The sequence below is a fragment of the Klebsiella sp. 28 genome (assembly GCF_018223905.1).
Lineage (GTDB): Bacteria > Pseudomonadota > Gammaproteobacteria > Enterobacterales > Enterobacteriaceae > Klebsiella > Klebsiella pneumoniae.
Genome location: NZ_JAGRQY010000169.1, coordinates 1 through 21547, shown reverse-complemented (window position 1 = coordinate 21547; position 21547 = coordinate 1). Strand labels below are relative to the sequence as shown.

Annotated in this window: 26 protein-coding genes; 19 read left to right on the top strand and 7 right to left on the bottom strand. The window is 56.4% G+C overall.

Annotation, left to right across the window (positions count from 1 at the left end; all coding sequences use genetic code 11):
• The first annotated feature begins 172 nt into the window (after nt 1-172).
• The 5 genes from ppiA to KHQ28_RS23885 all read left to right on the top strand — a co-directional run bounded on the left by ppiA (nt 173) and on the right by KHQ28_RS23885 (nt 3515).
• Complete coding sequence (gene ppiA / locus KHQ28_RS23905; RefSeq protein WP_032418317.1) at nt 173-742, top strand: peptidylprolyl isomerase A; 570 nt, start codon at nt 173-175, stop codon at nt 740-742.
• 106 nt (nt 743-848) lie between these two features.
• The gene (locus KHQ28_RS23900) at nt 849-1016 is read left to right on the top strand and encodes a YhfG family protein (RefSeq protein WP_002920231.1); all 168 of its coding nucleotides are present in this window, start codon (nt 849-851) and stop codon (nt 1014-1016) included.
• Nucleotides 1006-1608: a putative adenosine monophosphate-protein transferase Fic gene (locus tag KHQ28_RS23895; RefSeq protein WP_004181446.1), complete on the top strand. Its 603-nt coding sequence runs from the start codon at nt 1006-1008 to the stop codon at nt 1606-1608. Before KHQ28_RS23900 ends, KHQ28_RS23895 begins: the two co-directional genes overlap by 11 nt.
• Nucleotides 1609-1640: 32 nt before the next feature.
• Nucleotides 1641-2204, top strand: a complete 564-nt coding sequence (pabA, locus tag KHQ28_RS23890; RefSeq protein WP_032418318.1) for an aminodeoxychorismate synthase component 2 — start codon at nt 1641-1643, stop codon at nt 2202-2204.
• Between the two features lie 90 nt (nt 2205-2294).
• Nucleotides 2295-3515 carry an aspartate aminotransferase family protein gene (locus KHQ28_RS23885; protein ID WP_004174049.1) on the top strand — a complete coding sequence of 407 codons (1221 nt, stop codon included), beginning with the start codon at nt 2295-2297 and terminating at the stop codon, nt 3513-3515.
• Here the strand turns inward: KHQ28_RS23885 and KHQ28_RS23880 are convergent.
• Nucleotides 3505-5583 carry a YccS/YhfK family putative transporter gene (locus KHQ28_RS23880; RefSeq protein WP_020802487.1) on the bottom strand — a complete coding sequence of 693 codons (2079 nt, stop codon included), beginning with the start codon at nt 5581-5583 and terminating at the stop codon, nt 3505-3507. The genes KHQ28_RS23885 and KHQ28_RS23880 overlap by 11 nt on opposite strands.
• A gap of 51 nt (nt 5584-5634) precedes the next feature.
• A complete protein-coding gene (gene crp / locus KHQ28_RS23875) occupies nt 5635-6267 on the bottom strand; it encodes a cAMP-activated global transcriptional regulator CRP (RefSeq protein ID WP_000242758.1) in 633 nt (210 codons plus the stop codon).
• A gap of 306 nt (nt 6268-6573) precedes the next feature.
• Between crp and KHQ28_RS23870 the strand changes: the two genes are divergently transcribed.
• On the top strand, nt 6574-6978 hold the full coding sequence (locus KHQ28_RS23870; protein ID WP_002920158.1) for an OsmC family protein: 405 nt from the start codon (nt 6574-6576) through the stop codon (nt 6976-6978).
• A 54-nt stretch (nt 6979-7032) separates the two neighbouring features.
• On the opposite strand, the gene KHQ28_RS23865 is transcribed toward KHQ28_RS23870, so the two are convergent.
• From KHQ28_RS23865 to KHQ28_RS23850, 4 genes are all read right to left on the bottom strand, one after another.
• On the bottom strand, nt 7033-7902 hold the full coding sequence (locus KHQ28_RS23865) for a phosphoribulokinase (RefSeq protein WP_002920153.1): 870 nt from the start codon (nt 7900-7902) through the stop codon (nt 7033-7035).
• Between the two features lie 36 nt (nt 7903-7938).
• Entirely contained in the window at nt 7939-8157 is a 219-nt protein-coding gene (locus tag KHQ28_RS23860; protein WP_002920151.1) for a YheU family protein, read from the bottom strand.
• Nucleotides 8154-9152, bottom strand: coding sequence for a hydrolase (locus KHQ28_RS23855; protein ID WP_024264627.1), 999 nt, complete (start codon nt 9150-9152; stop codon nt 8154-8156). The genes KHQ28_RS23860 and KHQ28_RS23855 overlap by 4 nt, the downstream gene beginning before the upstream one ends.
• A 227-nt stretch (nt 9153-9379) precedes the next feature.
• Nucleotides 9380-11284 carry an ABC transporter ATP-binding protein gene (locus KHQ28_RS23850; RefSeq protein ID WP_016532008.1) on the bottom strand — a complete coding sequence of 635 codons (1905 nt, stop codon included), beginning with the start codon at nt 11282-11284 and terminating at the stop codon, nt 9380-9382.
• Nucleotides 11285-11457: 173 nt separating this feature from the next.
• Here KHQ28_RS23850 and kefG point away from each other — a divergent pair, with 173 nt between their 5' ends.
• The 4 genes from kefG to slyD all read left to right on the top strand — a co-directional run bounded on the left by kefG (nt 11458) and on the right by slyD (nt 14706).
• Complete coding sequence (gene kefG, locus KHQ28_RS23845) at nt 11458-12021, top strand: glutathione-regulated potassium-efflux system ancillary protein KefG (protein WP_004151401.1); 564 nt, start codon at nt 11458-11460, stop codon at nt 12019-12021.
• Nucleotides 12008-13813, top strand: a complete 1806-nt coding sequence (kefB, locus tag KHQ28_RS23840; RefSeq protein ID WP_004150031.1) for a glutathione-regulated potassium-efflux system protein KefB — start codon at nt 12008-12010, stop codon at nt 13811-13813. The genes kefG and kefB overlap by 14 nt, the downstream gene beginning before the upstream one ends.
• 11 nt (nt 13814-13824) lie before the next feature.
• On the top strand, nt 13825-14025 hold the full coding sequence (locus KHQ28_RS23835; RefSeq protein WP_032418319.1) for a YheV family putative zinc ribbon protein: 201 nt from the start codon (nt 13825-13827) through the stop codon (nt 14023-14025).
• A 93-nt stretch (nt 14026-14118) separates the two neighbouring features.
• Nucleotides 14119-14706 carry a peptidylprolyl isomerase gene (gene slyD / locus KHQ28_RS23830; RefSeq protein ID WP_002920140.1) on the top strand — a complete coding sequence of 196 codons (588 nt, stop codon included), beginning with the start codon at nt 14119-14121 and terminating at the stop codon, nt 14704-14706.
• 58 nt (nt 14707-14764) lie between these two features.
• On the opposite strand, the gene KHQ28_RS23825 is transcribed toward slyD, so the two are convergent.
• Nucleotides 14765-14983: a protein SlyX gene (locus KHQ28_RS23825; protein WP_002920136.1), complete on the bottom strand. Its 219-nt coding sequence runs from the start codon at nt 14981-14983 to the stop codon at nt 14765-14767.
• 222 nt (nt 14984-15205) lie between these two features.
• On the opposite strand from KHQ28_RS23825, the gene fkpA reads away from it, so the two are divergent.
• The 9 genes from fkpA to KHQ28_RS23780 form a co-directional block, all read left to right on the top strand.
• Nucleotides 15206-16036: an FKBP-type peptidyl-prolyl cis-trans isomerase gene (fkpA, locus tag KHQ28_RS23820; protein ID WP_004185922.1), complete on the top strand. Its 831-nt coding sequence runs from the start codon at nt 15206-15208 to the stop codon at nt 16034-16036.
• Nucleotides 16037-16204: 168 nt separating this feature from the next.
• Nucleotides 16205-16927 carry a transcriptional regulator gene (locus KHQ28_RS23815; protein ID WP_002920130.1) on the top strand — a complete coding sequence of 241 codons (723 nt, stop codon included), beginning with the start codon at nt 16205-16207 and terminating at the stop codon, nt 16925-16927.
• Nucleotides 16927-17313 (top strand): sulfurtransferase complex subunit TusD, encoded by a 387-nt coding sequence (gene tusD, locus KHQ28_RS23810; protein WP_032418320.1) that lies wholly within the window; start codon nt 16927-16929, stop codon nt 17311-17313. The genes KHQ28_RS23815 and tusD overlap by 1 nt, the downstream gene beginning before the upstream one ends.
• Nucleotides 17313-17672 (top strand): sulfurtransferase complex subunit TusC, encoded by a 360-nt coding sequence (gene tusC, locus KHQ28_RS23805; protein WP_004174061.1) that lies wholly within the window; start codon nt 17313-17315, stop codon nt 17670-17672. Before tusD ends, tusC begins: the two co-directional genes overlap by 1 nt.
• A gap of 7 nt (nt 17673-17679) precedes the next feature.
• The gene (tusB, locus tag KHQ28_RS23800) at nt 17680-17967 is read left to right on the top strand and encodes a sulfurtransferase complex subunit TusB (RefSeq protein ID WP_002920119.1); all 288 of its coding nucleotides are present in this window, start codon (nt 17680-17682) and stop codon (nt 17965-17967) included.
• A gap of 124 nt (nt 17968-18091) precedes the next feature.
• On the top strand, nt 18092-18466 hold the full coding sequence (gene rpsL, locus KHQ28_RS23795; protein ID WP_002920115.1) for a 30S ribosomal protein S12: 375 nt from the start codon (nt 18092-18094) through the stop codon (nt 18464-18466).
• 96 nt (nt 18467-18562) lie between these two features.
• Nucleotides 18563-19033, top strand: coding sequence for a 30S ribosomal protein S7 (gene rpsG, locus KHQ28_RS23790; RefSeq protein ID WP_002920113.1), 471 nt, complete (start codon nt 18563-18565; stop codon nt 19031-19033).
• Nucleotides 19034-19129: 96 nt separating this feature from the next.
• Nucleotides 19130-21244, top strand: a complete 2115-nt coding sequence (fusA, locus tag KHQ28_RS23785) for an elongation factor G (protein WP_002920103.1) — start codon at nt 19130-19132, stop codon at nt 21242-21244.
• 69 nt (nt 21245-21313) lie between these two features.
• On the top strand, nt 21314-21547 hold a 234-nt coding region (locus KHQ28_RS23780), incomplete at its 3' end, for a GTP-binding protein (RefSeq protein ID WP_020882629.1).

The following is a 21547-nucleotide window of genomic DNA, read 5'->3' as shown; positions in this document are numbered from 1 at the left end:
TCTTTTGCATGTTTTAATGTGATCTGCATCACGCTTGTTCGCTGCAAAGGAGATCGTTTGCGCGGTTACAATTATTACAGCTAAGTAAAATTTGGTAAAAGGCTGGCCCAGGATGCAAAGGCTCTTTAGAATCAAGGCACTCGCTTTTATTCTGCTCCGTTAAGGAATTTCCATGCTCAAATCAACACTGGCGGCGATGGCTGCCGTTTTCGCTATTTCAGCGTTCTCCCCGGCCATGGCGGCAAAGGGCGATCCGCATGTGCTGCTGACCACTTCGGCAGGTAACATTGAGCTTGAGTTAAACATCCAGAAAGCCCCGATTTCCGTGGATAACTTCCTGAAGTACGTCAACAGCGGCTTCTACAACAACACCACCTTTCACCGCGTGATCCCGGGATTCATGGTGCAGGGCGGCGGCTTTAACGAACAGATGCAGCAGAAGCAGCCTAACCCGCCGATCAAGAATGAAGCAGACAACGGCCTGCGCAACACCCGCGGCACCATCGCGATGGCGCGTACCGCCGATCAGGATAGCGCCACCAGTCAGTTCTTCATCAACGTGGCGGATAACGCCTTCCTCGACCATGGCCAGCGCGACTTTGGCTATGCGGTATTCGGCAAAGTGGTGAAGGGGATGGATGTTGCGGATAAGATCTCCCAGGTCCAGACCCATAACGTTGGTCCGTACCAGAATGTGCCGACCAAACCGGTCGTTATCCTCTCTGCGAAAGTGCTGCCCTAATCCTCCCGCGGCGCGGTGGTCTATCGCCGCGCCCGGTCGCCTCCCGGCATAACCTGAAATTGCTGCTTATACTTGTGGCACACAGGGGACGATAAGGGGGGCGACGATGCGTCCACTCACCGATAAGCAAAAATCCCGACTCTGGGAACAGACACGCAATACCAATTTTCAGGCCAGCCGTCGCCTTGAAGGCGTGACGGTGCCGCTGGTTACGCTGACTGCCGAAGAGGCGCTGGCGCGTCTGGCGACGTTGCGGAGGGAGTATGAGCGATAAATTCGGCGATGAACGCGATCCTTATCTCTATCCGGCGCTGAACGTGCTGCGCAACCGTCTCGGCATCCGCCAGGCTAAAAATCTGCAGCAGGCCGCCTTTGAGATGACAGCGCTGCGGGCGGCCACTCTGCCGCTGGGCCCGCGGGTGCGCGGCTTACCCTATCTGTGCGCTATTCATCACCAGTTGTATCAGGATCTGTTTGACTGGGCGGGCCGCTTGCGTGAAGTGAACCTCTACCTGGGCGATACGCCGTTCTGCCACTTTGCCCGGATCGAGGAGGAGGGGAATGCCCTGATGCAGGCCCTTGAGCAGGAGGATTATCTCAATGGCCTGCCGCGCGATACCTTCATCGAACGCCTGAGCTGGTTCTATGGTGAAATTAATGTGCTGCACCCTTTTCGTCTTGGCAATGGCCTGACCCAGCGCATTTTCTTTGAACAGCTGGCGATACATGCCGGCTACCTTCTTAACTGGCGTGACGTTGACCCCGCCGGCTGGAGTGCGGCCTGCCAGCAGAGCGCGATGGGCGATCTGGCCCCGCTGGTGGCGATCTTTCGCAAAGTGGTAAGCGAAGCGCGGGAATCTGAGTAGAATAGCCCGGTTTTGATTGTTCCGGAGCCGCTATGATCCTGCTTATCGATAACTATGACTCTTTCACCTGGAATCTGTATCAGTACTTCTGCGAACTGGGGGCGGAAGTACTGGTCAGGCGCAACGATGCGTTGACGCTGGAGGAGATAGCGGCGCTGGCGCCGGAGAAAATCGTGATCTCGCCAGGCCCCTGCACGCCGGATGAGGCGGGGATTTCCCTCGCGGTTATCCGCCACTATGGCGGAAAAACGCCGCTGCTGGGCGTCTGTCTCGGGCATCAGGCGATCGCCCAGGCGTTTGGCGCGACTATCGTGCGGGCGGCCCAGGTGATGCATGGCAAAACCTCGCTTATCGAGCATAACGGCGAAGGGGTGTTTCAGGGGCTGAATAATCCCCTGACGGTGACCCGCTATCACTCGCTGGTGATTGACCCGCCGACGCTCCCGTCCGAGTTTAACGTCACTGCCCGCAGCGCCAGCGGTGAGATTATGGGGATCCGTCACCGCGAATGGGATCTCGAGGGCGTGCAGTTTCATCCGGAAAGCATCCTCAGCGAGCAGGGCCATCAATTGCTGGCCAACTTTTTGAAACGGTGATTTTCAGTTGCTATTGACTGATTTTTTATGCATATTTTGTGATTAGATTATCATAATCGCATCTGCGTAACGAAGAGGGATGGGCAAGACATGGCAACTGAACAACCGGCAATCACCCGCGCCACATTCGATGAAGTTATTTTGCCAATTTATGCACCGGCAGAATTCATCCCGGTGAAGGGGAAAGGCAGCCGCGTCTGGGATCAGCAGGGGAAAGAGTATATCGATTTCGCCGGCGGTATCGCGGTGACGGCGCTTGGCCATTGCCATCCGGCGCTGGTGGCGGCGCTGCATCAGCAGGGCGAAACGCTGTGGCACACCAGCAACGTCTTTACCAATGAGCCGGCGCTGCGTCTGGGACGTAAACTTGTCGAGGCTACCTTCGCCGAGCGCGTGGTGTTTATGAACTCCGGCACCGAAGCCAATGAAACGGCCTTTAAGCTGGCGCGTCACTATGCGGTGACCCGCCATAGCCCGTATAAAACCAAAATCATCGCCTTCCATAATGCCTTTCATGGCCGCTCCCTGTTTACCGTTTCCGTCGGCGGTCAGCCGAAGTATTCCGATGGTTTCGGCCCAAAACCGGCGGATATTGTCCATGTTCCCTTCAACGATCTGCAGGCGGTAAAAGCGGTGATGGATGACCACACCTGCGCGGTGGTGGTGGAGCCGATTCAGGGCGAAGGCGGCGTGACGGCGGCCACGCCGGCTTTCCTGCAGGGACTGCGCGAGCTGTGCGATCAGCACCAGGCGCTGCTCGTCTTTGATGAAGTACAGTGTGGTATGGGGCGTACCGGATCGCTGTTCGCCTATATGCACTACGGCGTGACCCCGGATATTCTGACCAGCGCCAAAGCGCTGGGCGGCGGCTTCCCGGTCAGCGCCATGCTGACCACCCACGAGATCGCCAGCGCCTTCCATGCGGGCTCCCATGGCTCAACCTACGGCGGCAACCCGCTGGCCTGCGCGGTCGCCAACGCCGCCTTCGATCTGATCAATACCCCGGCGGTGCTGGATGGCGTGAGCGCGAAGCGCGAACTGTTCGTCAAACACCTGCAGCGGCTGGATGCCGAGTTTGATCTGTTCAGTGATATACGCGGGATGGGCCTGCTGATCGGCGCGGAACTCAAGCCGCAGCACAAAGGCCGCGCGCGTGATTTCCTCTATGCCGCGGCCGACGCCGGCGTCATGGTGCTCAACGCCGGGCCGGACGTGATGCGTTTTGTTCCCTCGCTGATCATCGACGAGCAGGATATTACTGAAGGGATGGCGCGCTTTGCCCAGGCGGTGGCAAAGGTGATTAACGGTTGATCTTCCGCAGCCAGATGCCATGGTGCGGCCGCTGACGCCATGCCACTGACGAAATGGTGTGCATGGTGTTCAGATGGCCCAGAATGCGTTGCAGATGCTGCTCCAGGGTGCTTAACGGACCGATCGGCGCCTCGCTTTCCGGCGACTCCATAATATTGGCATCCCCTGCGCTGCCGGGACCATCGCTGTCCAGCCGCTGCTGGCAGCGCTGCAGCGCAATCTCACAGGATTCGAGATAGCGCTGGGCAAGATCCGGGGTCAGCATCGTATGCTCCCGGGCCAGGGTGGTCATAGCGTTGATGTGTTCGACGATAAACTGGCTGTGCGTTACCCACAGCTTCATATCTTCCAGATAGTGGGTATTAAACCCGGGCTCCTGCATCGCCTGATTCAGGGAGTTGTAGAGCGCGTTGTGCGCCTGGTTGACGCGCATGCGTTGATAGGCCAGCGCGGGTGCTTTCGGGTCGGGGCTGAGGATCAGGCGAATTGCCTGCTGGTCGGCCTCCAGCGCATCGTGGGCGTTTTTTTTCAGCAGGCCGCTCTGCCACTGCGGCCACAGCCAGACCATCCCGCCGAAGGCAATCAGGCAGCCGATAAGGGTGTCGATCAGCCGGGCGATAATAAACTGTTCCCCGTTAAGCGTCAGCAGCTGCAGGGTATATACCGCCGTCACCGTAAACCCAACCATCGCCCAGCCATAGTGTTTGCGAATGATCAGATAGCTGAGCAGGGTAATCAGCAGCATCCCGCTCAGGGTGTAGCTCTCCGGAACGTGAAAATGCAAGGTCAGCCCGGCGATCGTCAGGCCGGCGAGCGTCCCCGCCGCCCGGTGAACAATACGCACCCGGGTGGCGCCATAGCCGTTCTGGGTGACGAAAAGCACCGTCATCAGGATCCAGTAGGGCTTAGGCAAGTGCAGGGCGTTGCCCATCAGGCTGGCGACGCTCAGCATCACGCTGATGCGGGCGGCATTGCGCAGCGCGGGCGATTTTAGCGACAGGTAGTTCTTTAGCGCGGGCAATAGCGGTAAACGACGCTCTTTATCGGCCATCAGGTCCCGGGCATACAGCGGGCGCTGGGTATGCAGCACCCGGGCGATGCGGCTGAAGTGCCAGGCGCAGAAGTGGCCGACCGGGTTATCCGGATGTTGTCTGGCGATCTTTTCCAGAGCCTCGATCTGTTTATCCATCTGAAAGCGCTTTGGAAAGCGATGATAGAGCATGTCATCCGCCAGCACGCGCAGGCGGGCGGCGACGGTCTGCGCGTTCCAGCGGATCACCGCTTCGGCATGGCTGCGTTCCACCAGCTTTTGCACCTCTTCCGGCTGATGCAGGCTGACCGAAATATGCTCCTGCAGATCCAGCCCCATCTGAAACGCCCGCAGCAGGCGCTTATGATCGTTGCGTTGGTTAGCGGCCAGCATATGCATCTGCTGATAGCACTGGGTAATCAGATCGACCACTTTCTGCTGGCGGGTGAGCAGCGGCGGCAGGGCGGTCGAGGGATCGGTATGCTGGGTCAGCAGGCTGTATTTGGCTTCACAGTAGTCCGCCAGCTCCCGGTAAAGCAGGCTAAGCGACTCCCGTAGCGGCTGTTCGCGCCACAGCCAGAACCAGAACCAGTTAAACACGCCGTACCACAGCGTGCCGAAGGCGTAGATTAGCAGCGGCTCCCAGATGGGCATATTGCCCGCCAGGCTCAGGGTAAAGATGGCGGCGATCAGCGACGCGGGCAGCAGCCGCGCGTGCAGCGAACTGATCTCCGCGGTAACGCCGAGCAAGAGCGCCAGGCCGCTGAGAATAAACGGCAGGGGTATCGCCTGGGCAAGCAGCAACTGCACCACCAGACTGCATCCGGCAAACAGGCAGCCGCCGATAATCAGGCGTTTGAAAAAGCGCTTATGCGGGGTATCAAGACCGGCAATGTTGCAGCAGGCGGGGACTAAGGAAAATAACAGCCCCTGCTGGAGATGGCCGAGCAGAAGACCGATGGCCACGGGCAGACACAGCACCAGCGTTTGCCGCAGTGCATAGTTGACTTCCGGGTGGTAAATCAGCCTGCGCCACATGAGGGAAAAACAAAAACGGCGTACTGCGGGAGCAATACGCCGCTTAGCAACTTAACGGGTGCCGTAGACGACGATGGTTTTACCGTGCGCGGAAATCAGGTTCTGATCTTCCAGCATTTTCAAAATACGACCAACGGTTTCACGAGAGCAGCCGACGATCTGACCAATTTCCTGGCGGGTAATTTTAATTTGCATACCGTCCGGGTGGGTCATGGCATCCGGTTGCTTCGCCAGGTTCAGCAGCGTCTGGGCGATACGGCCCGTCACGTCGAGGAAGGCAAGGTTGCCCACTTTCTCAGACGTGACCTGCAGACGGCGAGCCATTTGCGAAGAGAGACGCATCAGAATGTCCGGGTTCACCTGGATCAGCTGACGGAATTTCTTATAAGAGATTTCGGCCACTTCACATGCGGTTTTCGCCCGTACCCAGGCGCTACGCTCCTGACCCTCTTCAAACAGGCCTAATTCACCGATGAAATCGCCCTGGTTGAGGTAGGAGAGGATCATCTCTTTACCTTCTTCATCCTTGATGAGTACAGCCACGGAGCCTTTAACGATGTAGTACAGCGTTTCTGCTTTTTCACCCTGGTGGATCAGCGTGCTCTTTGATGGGTACTTATGAATGTGGCAATGAGACAAGAACCATTCAAGGGTAGGGTCTGTTTGCGGTTTGCCAAGCACCATGCGCGGTTATCCTCTGTTATAAGCTATCTCCGGGCGCCGACACTACACGGCGTCCGGGCATGCAATCGTATTGTTTCCCTATACCTGGGAAGCTGGCTGATGATTTTTCGACAGCCCGTAATGTGAACTCCTCTGCATACATGCAGTACATCAATGTATTACTGTAGCATCCAGACTGTTTTAGCATAGCTTTCGCCGCATGTCTCCTGGTGTCTCGCTTCAGCATGACGCAGGTCGCCTTCCGTTGCGAGAATTGTTATGTGCGCGTAATCTGACAGGAATATTGCGATACTGGAGTTAAATTTTATGCAAGCGCGTGTGAAATGGGTAGAAGGGTTAACCTTTATCGGGGAGTCCGCATCGGGACACCAGATTCTGATGGATGGCAACTCCGGGGATAAGGCTCCCAGCCCGATGGAGATGGTGCTGATGGCGGCGGGCGGTTGCAGTGCGATCGATGTGGTCTCCATTCTGCAAAAAGGTCGTCACGACGTGACCAATTGCGAAGTGAAGCTGACCTCCGAGCGTCGCGAAGAGGCTCCGCGTCTGTTCACGCATATTAATCTGCATTTTATCGTCACCGGCAAGGCGCTGAAAGATGCCGCGGTCTCCCGGGCGGTGGACCTGTCGGCAGAGAAATACTGCTCGGTGGCGCTGATGCTGGAAAAAGCGGTGAACATCACTCACTCCTATGAAGTGATCGAGGCGTAGTCTTCGCCTGCCGTTGTATCGAATCTCAACCCCGGCCAGGCCGGGGTTTTTTGGTTAGCCTATCTTACGGCCTTCCATCAGGCGCTCGACCAGCGGCGTCATGATAAGCTCCATCGCCAGCCCCATTTTACCGCCCGGCACCACCAGGGTGTTCATGTGCGAGATAAACGAGCCCTGCAGCATCGCCAACAGCCAGGGGAAATCGATATTCTGCAGATTGCGGAAATGGATCACCACAAAGCTCTCGTCCAGCGAGGGGATCGCTTTGGCGGCAAACGGGTTGGAGGTGTCCACCGTCGGCACGCGCTGAAAGTTGATATGGGTGCGGGAAAATTGCGGGGTAATGAAGTTGATGTAATCTTCCATCGAGCGGACGACCGAGTCCATCACCGCCTCCCGGGAGTGGCCGCGTTCGCTGGTGTCGCGAATAAGCTTTTGGATCCACTCGAGGTTAACGATAGGCACCACCCCGACCAGCAGGTCGACATGGCTGGCGACATCATGCTGCGGCGTGACAACCCCGCCGTGCAGCCCCTCATAGAACAGCACGTCTGTCGGCTCCGGCAGCGGTTGCCAGGGGGTAAAGGTCCCCGGCACCTGATTCCACGGCACGGCTTCGTCATAGGTGTGGAGGTATTTCCGCGACTGACCTTTGCCGTGGCGACCATAGTCGACAAAGGTCTGCTCCAGCAGGCCGAAGTCGTTCGCCTCCGGGCCAAAGTAGCTGATATGTTTGCCCTGATCCCGCGCCTTACGGATCGCCATGTCCATTTCCGGGCGGGTGTAGCGATGAAAGCTATCGCCTTCCACCTCCGCGGCGTGCAGATTTAGCTGCGCGAAGATTTTGCGAAAGGCAAGGCTGGTGGTGGTAGTGCCCGCGCCGCTGGAGCCCGTGACGGCGATCACCGGATGTTTGGCAGACATAACAACTCCCTGGTTAAACGATGTAGTGGCGTCGCCTTAGCCGTTAAACAGCGCGCGCGGCATAATATTGACTGTCTCATGCAGTTCCGACCACACAAGGACCGCCTCTCCGCGTTTCAGCTGCTGTTTTACATCGGCGACTTTATCGGCAAGTGAACGTTCATGTTCACCATAATCGGTGCCTTCACGTAACACAAAGCTTTCAATCAGGTTATCCAGCGTTTCGGGATCCAGATCCTGCCAGGGAATAATCATACGGGAACCTCCAGCCAGCGGTTTAACCAGTCGGGAATGCGTCTTTCCAGCCACATCTCCGGTTTACGCAGAGTGCCGCTGACAAAGCCAACGTGGCCGCCTTGCTCGGTCAATTGATACTCTACGTTCGCGGGTAGTTGCTCCTGCGGCGGAATAGAGTGGTGATCCATAAACGGATCGTCTTTCGCGTGAATGATGAGCGTCGGCTTAGTGATATCGCTGAGCCGCGGCATGGCGCTGCATTGCCGGTAATAATCCAGCGCATCGGCAAAGCCATGGATTTTGGCGGTGATCATATCGTCAAATTCCCGGATGCGGCGCATCCCTTTGAGCTGGCGTAAATCGACGGGCAGCGAGCCCGGGTACGCTTTCAGCTTGCGTGAAGCGTTGGCTTTTAACAGATTGAGCAGATAGCGCTGATAAACCCGCGAGAAGCCCTTATCCATATGATAGCTGCAGGCTTCGAGCATGAAAGGCGCGGAGACGATCACCGCCGCATCCAGCGGGCAGCGGTCGCCTTCTTCTGCCAGCAGGCAGCCCAGCATATTGCCGCCCAGCGAATAGCCGACGGCCGCGGTCGGCGCGGGACCAAACTCGCGCTTCAGCCAGTGCAAAAACCAGGTGCCATCTTCCGTTTCGCCGGAGTGATAGATGCGGTGATTGCGGTTAGGTTCGCCGCTGCAGCCGCGGAAATGCATCACCACGCCCAGCCAGCCGCGCTGCATCGCCGCGTGGATCAGACCATGGGCGTACGGGCTGTGCAGACTGCCTTCCAGGCCGTGAAAAACGACGAGGCGCGGCTTATGGCGCGCCTGGTGCGGGTCTTCGCTCCAGGCCAGATCGACAAAATCGCCGTCCGGCAGCTCAAGGCGCTGCCAGTGCGGGGTAAAGCGCAATTTACGGCGAATCAGCCGCGGCAGCATGGTTTGCAGATGACGATTGCCCACGCCGCGCATCGGATGGAACTCACGCGAATCGTTTTCGGGGGGCGTCATGTCTGTGGGGATGATTTCAACCATAGCACCAGAACAATTAATAAACGTGATGATGACTATACCGCGCAGGGCATGCAGGGGGTTAGCCAATATGTGGTCTTGCGGCCAGTGACGCCAGCTTACAGCAAAAACAAATCATTGATGTCGCTGATGGCCAGGCCATGAAGAGGGCAGAAACCCACCCTGCCAGCGGCAGCGTACGCGCAGGCAGGATGAAGAGGAAGAGTTTAGCCTTCCTGAAGCATGCGCTCCAGCTGCTCCTGGGCCTCCAGCCAGGCCATCTCGCACTCCTCCAGCCCGGACTTCGCGCTGGCCTGCTGCTGCAGGCATTCGGTCAGCTCGGCTTTACGTGAGGCGTCATAAAGCTCACTGTCGCCAAGTTTTTCTTCCGCACTGGCCAACTGCGCGTTGAGCTTGTCCATCTCTTTTTCCAGACGGGCGATCTCTTTGCGCAGCGGTTGGGTCTGGCTGCGCAGCTCCGCTTCCCGACGCTTCTGGTCTTTGCGCGCCTGGGCGCTATTGCCGCTCTCTTTTGGCGCCTCGCCGCTCTGGGACTCCTGTTTTTGCGAGTCGCTGAGCCACTGCTGATAATCTTCCAGATCGCCGTCGAACGGCTCGACTTTACCATCGTGGACGAGGTATAGATCGTCAGTGGTGGAACGGATCAGGTGCCGATCGTGCGATACGACCACCAGCGCCCCTTCAAAGTCGATCAGCGCTTCGGTTAAGGCCTGACGCATATCGAGGTCAAGGTGGTTGGTCGGTTCATCGAGCAGCAGCAGGTTAGGGCGCTGCCAGACGATCAGGGCCAGTACCAGGCGAGCCTTTTCTCCACCGGAGAAGCGGCGGGTTTCTTCGCTCACCTTATCGCCCTGGAAACCAAAGCCGCCGAGATAATCACGCAGCTTCTGCTCCAGCTCCTGCGGCGCCAGACGCGCCAGGTGCTGCAGCGGCGACTCATCGGCGCGCAGGAATTCCAGCTGATGCTGGGCGAAGTAGCCGAGCTTGATGCCTTTCGCGAGGCCGATCTCGCCGCTTACGGGCTGGAGCTCGCCTGCCAGGAGCTTAATCAGCGTCGACTTCCCGGCGCCGTTGCGGCCCAGCAGGCCGATACGCGAGCCCGGCACCAGGTTAAGCTTGATGGAGTCGAGAATAATACGCTCGCCGTAGCCGGCGCTGACTTTCTCCATCTTCAGCAGCGGGTTAGGCAAGCTCTCCGGCTGGCGGAAGCTGAAGTGGAACGGGTTATCCACGTGCGCCGGAGCGATAAGCTCCATCCGCTCCAGCATTTTGATCCGGCTTTGCGCCTGCTTGGCCTTGGTGGCTTTGGCACGGAAGCGATCGATATAGCTTTGCAGGTGCGCGACGCGCTGCTGCTGGCTTTCGTACATCGCCTGCTGCTGAGCGAGGCGGGTGGCGCGCTGCACTTCAAACGAACTGTAGTTGCCGGTGTACTCAAACATTGTCTGCTGTTCGATATGGATAATTTTGTCGACGATAGGATCGAGAAAATCGCGATCGTGGGAGATGAGGATCAGCGTTCCCGTATAGCCCTTCAGCCACTTCTCCAGCCAGATCACCGCATCGAGATCGAGGTGGTTAGTCGGTTCATCGAGCAGCAGCAGATCGGAGCGGCAGATCAGCGCCTGGGCGAGGTTAAGGCGCATACGCCAGCCGCCGGAAAAATCGCTGACCGGCCGCTCAAGCTGTTCATTGCTGAACCCCAGACCGTGCAGCAGGCTGGCGGCGCGCGAACGGATAGTCCAGGCGTCGATGGCGTCCAGCTTACCGTGGACGGTGGCGATAGCATGACCGTCGTTGCGTTCGTTAGCCAGCTGGAGCGCGGCCTCCAGCTGGCGATACTCTCGATCGCCGTCAATGACATAATCGATTGCCGGCTGCGGTAGCGCCGGGGTTTCCTGATTCACCCAGGCCAGCTGCCAGTTGCCGGGAAAGGTCATACTGCCGCCGTCAGCGCTTATCTCGTTTTTCAAAAGCGATAGCAGCGTCGATTTCCCGCAGCCGTTTTTCCCCACCAGACCGACCTTTTGGCCAGGATTGATGGTAGCGGTGGCGTTGTCCAGCAGGACGCGTACGCCGCGACGAATTTGTAACGAGGAGAAAACAATCATAAGGCGCCGTATGTTCAGACTATGTTAATTTGTCATTATGATAATGTAGTGTGGAAGCGAATCGCTTCACCGGGCCGCCATGGTAGCCCAAAACGAAGACGATACACAAAGTCATTCTGGCTGTGTCAAAACGCCGGGGCTGTGCAGGCCGCCAGAAGACCTACGGGAGGGGAATGATGTCTCAGACAGCGAAAGTGTTGCTGCTGTATGCCCACCCAGAATCTCAGGATTCCGTGGCCAACCGGGTTTTATTAGAGCCGGCCTTACAGTTGCCGAACGTCACCGTGCACGATCTCTACGCGCACTATCCGGATTTTTTTATCGATATTGCTTACGAACAGGACCTGCTGCGCCAGCATGAGGTGATTGTTTTCCAGCACCCTTTATATACCTGGAGCTGTCCGGCGCTGCTCAAGGAGTGGCTGGATCGTGTGTTAAGCCGCGGCTTCGCCAGCGGCGCCGGAGGGAACGAACTGGCGGGAAAGTACTGGCGCAGCGTGATCACTACCGGCGAGCCTGAGAGCGCCTACCGTCGCGATGCTAATCGCTATCCGATGAACGATATTTTACGTCCTTTTGAACTGACCGCCGGCATGTGCCGTATGCACTGGATGAGCCCCATTATCGTCTACTGGGCCCGGAGGCAGCAGCCAGAGGAGCTGCGCAGCCGCGCCCTGGCCTACCGGGACTGGTTGGCCAACCCCATCGCCGCCGGAGGTGTCCATGGCGGGATCTGATTTGCTGCTGGCGGGGGTGTTGTTTTTGTTCGCGGCCGTCATCGCCGTCCCTCTGGCTTCAAGACTGGGGATTGGCGCGGTGCTGGGCTATCTGCTGGCCGGGATCGCCATTGGTCCGTGGGGGCTCGGGTTTATCAGCGATGTGGATGAAATTCTCCATTTCTCTGAGCTCGGCGTAGTGTTTCTGATGTTTATCATCGGCCTGGAGCTCAATCCCGCCAAGCTATGGCGACTGCGGAGCTCCATCTTCGGCGTTGGCGCGGCGCAGGTGATGCTCAGCGCGGCGATCCTCGGTGGGTTGCTGATGACGACCGGGTTTTCATGGCAGGCGGCGGTGGTCGGCGGGATCGGCCTGGCGATGTCTTCCACCGCCATGGCGCTGCAGCTGATGCGTGAGAAGGGAATGAGCCGCAGCGAAGCGGGACAGCTAGGCTTTTCGGTGCTGCTGTTTCAGGATCTGGCGGTGATCCCGGCGCTGGCGCTGGTGCCCCTGCTGGCCGGTTCAGCGGATGAGCATGTGAACTGGTTGACGGTCGGCATGAAGGTCCTGGCCTTTGCCGGGATGCTGATTGGCGGACGCTATCTGTTGCGGCCGGTGTTCCGTTTTATCGCCAGCTCGGGGGTCAGGGAGGTGTTCACTGCCGCCACGCTGCTGTTGGTCCTCGGATCTGCCCTGTTTATGGAGGCGCTGGGGCTGTCGATGGCGCTGGGCACCTTTATTGCCGGCGTGCTGCTGGCGGAAAGTGAGTATCGCCACGAACTGGAGATCGCTATCGATCCGTTCAAGGGGCTGCTGCTCGGGTTGTTCTTTATTTCCGTCGGCATGGCGCTGAACCTTGGCGTACTGTATACCCATCTGCTGTGGGTGGCGGTGAGCGTGGCGGTGCTGGTGGCGGTAAAAATGCTGGTGCTCTATCTGCTGGCCCGTCTCTATGGCCTGCGAAGTTCCGAGCGGATGCAGTTCGCGGGCGTATTAAGCCAGGGCGGCGAGTTCGCGTTTGTCCTCTTTTCGCTGCCCGCCTCTCAGCGGTTGTTTCAGCACGACCAGATGGCGCTGCTACTGGTGGCGGTAACGTTGTCGATGATGACGACGCCGCTGCTGATGAAGGGGATAGATAAGCTATTGTCGCGACGGCTGAATCCGGCGGACGATACCGGTGAGGCGCCGTGGGTAGAGGATGACAAGCCACAGGTGATTATTGTCGGGTTTGGTCGCTTTGGTCAGGTCATTGGTCGCCTGCTGATGGCCAATAAGATGCGTATTACGGTACTGGAGCGGGACATCAGCGCGGTAAATCTGATGCGCAACTATGGCTATAAAGTCTATTTTGGCGATGCCACCCAGCTGGAGCTGCTGCGCTCGGCGGGAGCGGAAGAGGCGCAGTCGATCGTCATCACCTGTAATGAGCCAGAAGATACCATGCGGCTGGTGGAAATGTGTCAACAACACTTTCCACATCTGCATATTCTGGCCCGCGCACGCGGGCGCGTTGAGGCGCATGAGCTGCTGCAGGCCGGCGTGACGCAGTTTTCTCGTGAAACTTTCTCCAGTGCGTTGGAGCTGGGGCGCAAAGCGCTCATCACCCTCGGGATGCATCCTCACCAGGCCCAGCGCGCGCAGCTGCACTTCCGACGCCTCGATATGCGAATGCTGCGCGAGCTAATGCCAGTGCATACTGATACGGTACAGATATCACGCGTGCGGGAGGCCCGGCGCGAACTGGAAGAGATTTTCCAGCGCGAAATGCAGAAAGAGAGCCGGCAGCTGGACGGCTGGGACGAGTTTGAATAAAGGTAAATCTTATGGCAGTGCGTAAACGTTTTATTGCCGGGGCGAAATGTCCGGCGTGCCAGGCGCAGGATTCGCTGGCAATGTGGCGTGAGAATAATGTCGATGTTGTTGAGTGCGTTAAGTGCGGTCATCAGATGCGTGAGGCAGATAAAGAGGCCAGTGAGCATGTACGCAAAGAGGAGCAGGTGATTGGCATTTTTCATCCCGACTAGCGTTATCCGTCGGCTTTTTTTAAGCTAAAGGGTACACGGCAGCAGAATTCCGCTACAATCTGCGCCACTATTCTTCCCATCTCAGGAGATATCATGAAAGTAGCAAAAGACCTGGTGGTCAGCCTGGCCTATCAGGTACGTACAGAAGACGGTGTGTTGGTTGATGAGTCTCCGGTAAGCGCGCCGCTGGATTACCTGCACGGTCACGGCTCCCTGATTTCCGGCCTGGAAAACGCGCTGGATGGCCACGAAGTGGGCGACAAATTTGACGTTGCCGTCGGCGCTAACGACGCTTACGGTCAGTATGACGAAAACTTGGTGCAGCGTGTACCGAAAGACGTCTTCATGGGCGTTGATGAACTGCAGGTTGGCATGCGCTTCCTGGCGGAAACCGATCAGGGTCCGGTACCAGTAGAAATCACTGAAGTTGAAGACGACCACGTTGTGGTTGATGGCAACCACATGCTGGCTGGCCAGAACCTGAAGTTTAATGTGGAAGTCGTCGCCATCCGCGAAGCGACTGCGGAAGAGCTGGAGCACGGTCACGTGCACGGCGCGCATGGCCACGATCACGATCATGACCATGGTCATGACGGTTGCTGCGGCGGCCACGGCCACGATCATGGTCACGACCATGGTAAAGGCGGCTGCGGCGGCCACGGTGGCTGCGGCTGCCACTAATCTTTGCGCTTCGGCACGAAGACGACAAAAAAGCGGGGAAACCCGCTTTTTTTACGCCTCAATAGTGCGGCGGTGGCGTTTCTTCCGCCTGGGAGGCGATATGGGAGGGTTGGGTCGCCTTCAGCTTCTCGATCATCAGACGCATATGCTCCCGCATCTTCGCCATCTCGATCTCGTGGGCGGTCACGGTTTTGTTGAGGTCTTCGATGGTGATTTCCTGAAACGCCAGCCGGCTTTCCAGCTCCGCAAGGCGCGTTTCTAATGTGCTATCGTGCATGGGTAACCTCTTTAGTCTGATCCTGCGGGCGGATTCTACTTAAGTTTCCCCTGGCGCGCAGCATCGCTGCGCCGTACAGGAAACTTATTCATACAAAAATAGTCCTAAAAGAGGCGATATTCAGGAACGTCCGTATGTAGATTTTAACGGCAACGTTCTATAGTACGTTTTTTGCTTTTTACGATAACCCTGGGGCGAGAGGCCCCGGCCCTGGAGAAATGGATGAAATCACTGTTTAAAGTAACGCTGCTGGCGGCCACAATGGCCGTCGCCCTGAATGCACCGCTGACCTTCGCTGCAGATACGGCAACGAAGGCAGCCCCGGCGGCTGAGAGTAAATCGGCATTTAAAAATGACGATCAGAAATCGGCCTATGCGCTGGGCGCGTCCCTGGGGCGTTACATGGAAAACTCCCTGAAAGAACAAGAGAAGCTGGGCATTAAGCTGGATAAAGCCCAGCTGATCGCCGGCGTACAGGACGCGTTTGCCGATAAGAGCAAACTGTCCGACCAGGAGATCGAACAGACTCTGCAGGCCTTTGAAACGCGCGTGAAGACCGCGGCTCAGCAGAAAATGGAAAAAGACGCCACTGAGAACGAAGCCAAAGGCAAAGCTTTCCGTGACAACTTTGCCAAAGAGAAGGGCGTGAAAACCTCAAAAACTGGCCTGCTGTATAAAGTCGAGAAAGAAGGCGCTGGCGATGCGCCGAAAGACAGCGATACCGTGGTGGTAAACTACAAAGGTACCCTGATCGACGGTAAAGAGTTTGATAACTCTTATACTCGCGGCGAGCCGCTCTCTTTCCGTCTCGACGGCGTGATCCCGGGCTGGACTGAAGGCCTGAAGAACATCAAGAAAGGCGGCAAAATCAAGCTGGTTATTCCGCCGGACCTGGCCTACGGTAAAACTGGCGTCCCGGGCATCCCGGCCAACTCTACGCTGGTCTTTGATGTAGAACTGCTGGATATCAAACCGGCGCCGAAGGCAGATGCACAGCCGGAAGCCGCAGGCGATGCGAAAGCCGCGGACGCGAAAGCTGACGCTAAGAAGTAATCAGGTTCAGGCCGCCGTCTCGTCAGAGGCGGCGGCTTTTTTATTGAGCGCAGATATAATTAAAACTGGAAAGATCCTCAGGCGCTGTATTACTTTAGATAGCTTAATAATGATGATGAGCCTGCCCTGACAATAACGACAGGCTCCTGAAAAGGAGTGCTTTTTTTCATGTCCAGGTCGCTTTTAACCAATGAAACCAGCGAGCTTGACCTGCTGGATCAACGTCCCTTTGACCAGACCGATTTCGATATTCTCAAATCTTATGAAGCGGTAGTGGACGGGTTGGCGATGCTCATCGGTTCGCACTGTGAAATCGTGCTGCATTCTTTGCAGGATCTGAAATGCTCTGCCATCCGTATCGCCAATGGTGAACATACCGGCCGCCAAATTGGTTCACCGATTACCGATCTTGCGCTGCGCATGCTGCACGATATGACGGGCGCCGATAGCAGCGTTTCCAAATGCTACTTTACCCGTGCTAAAAGCGGCGTACTGATGAAGTCGGTGACGATTGCCATTCGCAACCGCGATCACCGGGTGATTGGTCTGCTGTGTATCAACATGAATCTGGATGTGCCGTTTTCCCAGATCATGAGCACCTTTATTCCGCCAGAAACGCCTGAAGTGAACTCGCCGGTGAACTTTGCTTCTTCGGTAGACGATCTGGTCGCCCAGACGCTGGAGTTCACCATCGAAGAGGTGAATGCCGATCGCAGCGTGTCTAACAATGCGAAAAACCGTCAAATCGTGCTGAATCTCTACGAGAAAGGGATCTTCGATATTAAAGACGCTATTAACCAGGTAGCCGATCGTCTGAACATCTCCAAGCACACCGTCTACCTCTATATTCGCCAGTTCAAAAGCGGCGATTTTCAGGGGCTGGATAAGTAATGCGTTTTGCCCTCACGGTGACCGGCCAAGCCTATGGCACGCAGCAGGCGAGCAGCGCCTGGCAATTTGCCCAGGCCGTGCTGCAGGAAGGCCATGAGCTGGCGTGCGTTTTTTTCTATCGCGAAGGCGTGCTTAACGCTAACCAGTTGACGGCGCCCGCCAGCGATGAGTTCGATCTGGTGCGCGGGTGGCAATCCCTCCACGATGAGCACGGCGTCGCGCTGCATATCTGCGTGGCGGCCGCCCTGCGTCGTGGCGTAACGGACGAACGCGAAGCGCAACAGCTCGCTCTGCCTGGCCACAATTTGCAGCCGGGTTTTACCTTGAGCGGGCTCGGCGCGCTAGCGGAAGCGGCGCTTACTTGCGATCGGATGGTGCAGTTCTGATGAAACGTGTGGCTTTTGTATTTTCCTCTGCGCCGCACGGCAGCGCCGCTGGCAGGGAAGGCCTCGATGCCTTATTAGCAACCTCCGCGCTCACCGACGATATTGGCGTGTTTTTTGTGGGCGACGGCGTGTTTCAGCTGTTACCCGAACAGCGGCCTGGCGCTGTGCTTGCCCGCGACTACATCGCTACCTTTAAATTGCTGTCGCTATATGATATCGACCAGTGCTGGCTGTGCGCCGACTCAGCGCGAGAGCGCGGCCTGGATCCCGCGACCCCGTGGGTGGTGGATGTCGAATGCCTGGCGCCGGATGCCCTGCGCGCCCGTCTGCATGAATTTGATGTGATTTTGCGTTTCTGAGGCCCCCATGCTCCATACGCTCAGTGTTTCCCCCTGGCATGCCGACATCGCAGCGATGCTTCGTTTGATGGAGCACGGCGACGATCTGGTACTACTGTCTGACGGCGTCACCGCGGCCATCGCCGATGGTCGCTTCCTTGAGATCCTGCAATCCGCCCCCATAACCCTATACGTGCTGCAAGACGACGTTGACGCCCGCGGGCTGGCTGGTCAAATTGCGGACAGTGTCGGCAGGGTTAGCTATACTGATTTCGTCAGACTGACAGTCAAACATGCCGGTCAGTTGGCCTGGTGATGGCGGGATCGTTGTATATTTCTTGACACCTTTTCGGCACCGCCCTAAAATTCTGCGTCCTCATAATATATGAGGCGATTTATTACGTGTTTACGAAGCAAAAGCTAAAACCAGGAGCTATTTAATGGCAACAATTAACCAGCTGGTACGCAAACCACGCGCGCGCAAAGTTGCAAAGAGCAACGTGCCAGCGCTGGAAGCCTGCCCGCAGAAACGTGGCGTATGTACTCGCGTATATACCACCACTCCTAAGAAACCGAACTCCGCACTGCGTAAAGTTTGCCGTGTGCGTCTGACTAACGGTTTCGAAGTCACCTCCTACATCGGTGGTGAAGGTCACAACCTGCAGGAGCACTCCGTGATCCTGATCCGTGGCGGTCGTGTTAAAGACCTTCCGGGTGTTCGTTACCACACCGTTCGTGGTGCGCTTGACTGCTCCGGCGTTAAAGACCGTAAGCAGGCTCGCTCCAAGTACGGCGTGAAGCGTCCTAAGGCTTAATGGTTCTCCGTTAAGTAAGGCCAAACTGATTTATCTTAATGTCATACTAAACTCTTAGAGTTTTGGACAATCCTGAATTAACAACGGAGTATTTCCATGCCACGTCGTCGCGTCATTGGTCAGCGTAAAATTCTGCCGGATCCGAAGTTCGGATCAGAACTGCTGGCTAAATTTGTCAATATCCTGATGGTAGATGGTAAAAAATCTACTGCAGAAACTATCGTATACAGCGCGCTGGAGACCCTGGCTCAGCGTTCTGGTAAATCTGAACTGGAAGCCTTCGAAGTTGCGCTCGAAAACGTGCGCCCGACTGTCGAAGTTAAGTCCCGCCGCGTAGGTGGTTCTACTTATCAGGTTCCAGTTGAAGTTCGTCCGGTCCGTCGTAATGCCCTGGCAATGCGTTGGATCGTTGAAGCTGCTCGTAAACGCGGTGATAAATCCATGGCTCTGCGCCTGGCGAACGAACTCACTGATGCTGCAGACAACAAAGGTACTGCAGTTAAGAAACGTGAAGACGTTCACCGTATGGCCGAAGCCAACAAGGCGTTCGCTCACTACCGTTGGTAATCCCTTCGGAGTCATAGTCACCAGGCGGGCGCTTCAGATGAGTCGCCCGCTCTGGATAACTTAACTGAACGCCTAAAGAAATAAACGAGGAATCAAATGGCTCGTACAACACCCATCGCACGCTACCGTAACATCGGTATCAGTGCGCACATCGACGCCGGTAAAACCACTACTACCGAACGTATTCTGTTCTACACCGGTGTAAACCACAAAATCGGTGAAGTTCATGACGGCGCCGCTACCATGGACTGGATGGAGCAGGAGCAGGAACGTGGTATCACCATCACTTCCGCTGCGACTACTGCATTCTGGTCTGGTATGGCCAAACAGTATGAACCGCACCGCGTAAACATCATCGACACCCCGGGGCACGTTGACTTCACTATCGAAGTAGAACGTTCCATGCGTGTTCTTGATGGTGCGGTAATGGTTTACTGCGCAGTTGGTGGTGTTCAGCCGCAGTCTGAAACCGTATGGCGTCAGGCAAACAAATATAAAGTTCCGCGCATCGCGTTCGTTAACAAAATGGACCGCATGGGCGCTAACTTCCTGAAAGTTGTTGGTCAGATCAAAACCCGTCTGGGCGCGAACCCGGTTCCGCTGCAGCTGGCAATTGGTGCTGAAGAAGGTTTCACCGGCGTTGTTGACCTGGTGAAAATGAAAGCCATCAACTGGAACGATGCAGACCAGGGCGTAACCTTCGAATACGAAGATATCCCGGCTGACATGCAGGACCTGGCTGATGAATGGCACCAGAACCTGATCGAATCCGCAGCTGAAGCTTCTGAAGAGCTGATGGAAAAATACCTGGGTGGTGAAGAACTGACTGAAGAAGAGATCAAAAAAGCTCTGCGTCAGCGCGTTCTGAACAACGAAATCATCCTGGTAACCTGTGGTTCTGCGTTCAAGAACAAAGGCGTTCAGGCGATGCTGGATGCGGTAATTGATTACCTGCCATCCCCGGTTGACGTACCTGCGATCAACGGTATCCTGGACGACGGTAAAGATACCCCGGCTGAGCGTCACGCAAGCGACGACGAGCCGTTCTCTGCACTGGCGTTCAAAATCGCTACCGACCCGTTCGTGGGTAACCTGACCTTCTTCCGCGTGTACTCCGGTGTGGTTAACTCTGGTGATACCGTACTGAACTCCGTGAAAGCTGCACGTGAGCGTTTCGGTCGTATCGTTCAGATGCACGCTAACAAACGTGAAGAGATCAAAGAAGTTCGCGCGGGCGACATCGCTGCTGCTATCGGTCTGAAAGACGTAACTACTGGTGACACCCTGTGTGACCCGGATGCGCCGATCATTCTGGAGCGTATGGAATTCCCTGAGCCGGTAATCTCCATCGCCGTTGAGCCGAAAACCAAAGCTGACCAGGAAAAAATGGGTCTGGCTCTGGGTCGTCTGGCTAAAGAAGACCCGTCTTTCCGCGTATGGACTGACGAAGAGTCTAACCAGACCATTATCGCCGGTATGGGTGAGCTGCACCTCGACATCATCGTTGACCGTATGAAGCGTGAATTCAACGTTGAAGCGAACGTCGGTAAACCTCAGGTTGCTTACCGTGAAGCGATTCGCGCGAAAGTTACCGATATCGAAGGTAAACACGCCAAGCAGTCTGGTGGTCGTGGTCAGTACGGTCACGTTGTGATCGACATGTACCCGCTGGAGCCGGGCTCTAACCCGAAAGGTTACGAGTTCATCAACGACATCAAAGGTGGTGTAATTCCTGGCGAATACATCCCGGCCGTTGATAAAGGCATCCAGGAACAGCTGAAAGCTGGTCCGCTGGCAGGTTACCCGGTAGTTGATATGGGTATCCGTCTGCACTTCGGTTCTTACCACGACGTTGACTCCTCTGAGCTGGCGTTTAAACTGGCTGCGTCTATTGCCTTTAAAGAAGGCTTTAAGAAAGCAAAACCAGTTCTGCTTGAGCCGATCATGAAGGTTGAAGTAGAAACTCCGGAAGAGAACACTGGTGACGTTATCGGTGACTTGAGCCGTCGTCGCGGTATGCTGCGCGGTCAGGAATCCGAAGTAACCGGCGTTAAGATCCACGCTGAAGTACCGCTGTCCGAAATGTTCGGTTATGCAACTCAGCTGCGTTCTCTGACCAAAGGTCGTGCATCATACACCATGGAATTCCTGAAGTATGATGATGCGCCGAACAACGTTGCTCAGGCCGTTATTGAAGCCCGTGGTAAATAATCCACAGGATTAAAACCTAAGTCCCGTGCTCTCTCCGAAGGGGAGAGCACTATAGTAAGGAATATAGCCGTGTCTAAAGAAAAATTTGAACGTACAAAACCGCACGTCAACGTTGGTACTATCGGCCACGTTGACCATGGTAAAACTACCCTGACTGCTGCCATCACTACCGTTCTGGCTAAAACCTACGGTGGTTCCGCTCGCGCATTCGACCAGATCGATAACGCGCCGGAAGAAAAAGCTCGTGGTATCACCATCAACACCTCTCACGTTGAATACGACACCCCGACTCGCCACTACGCG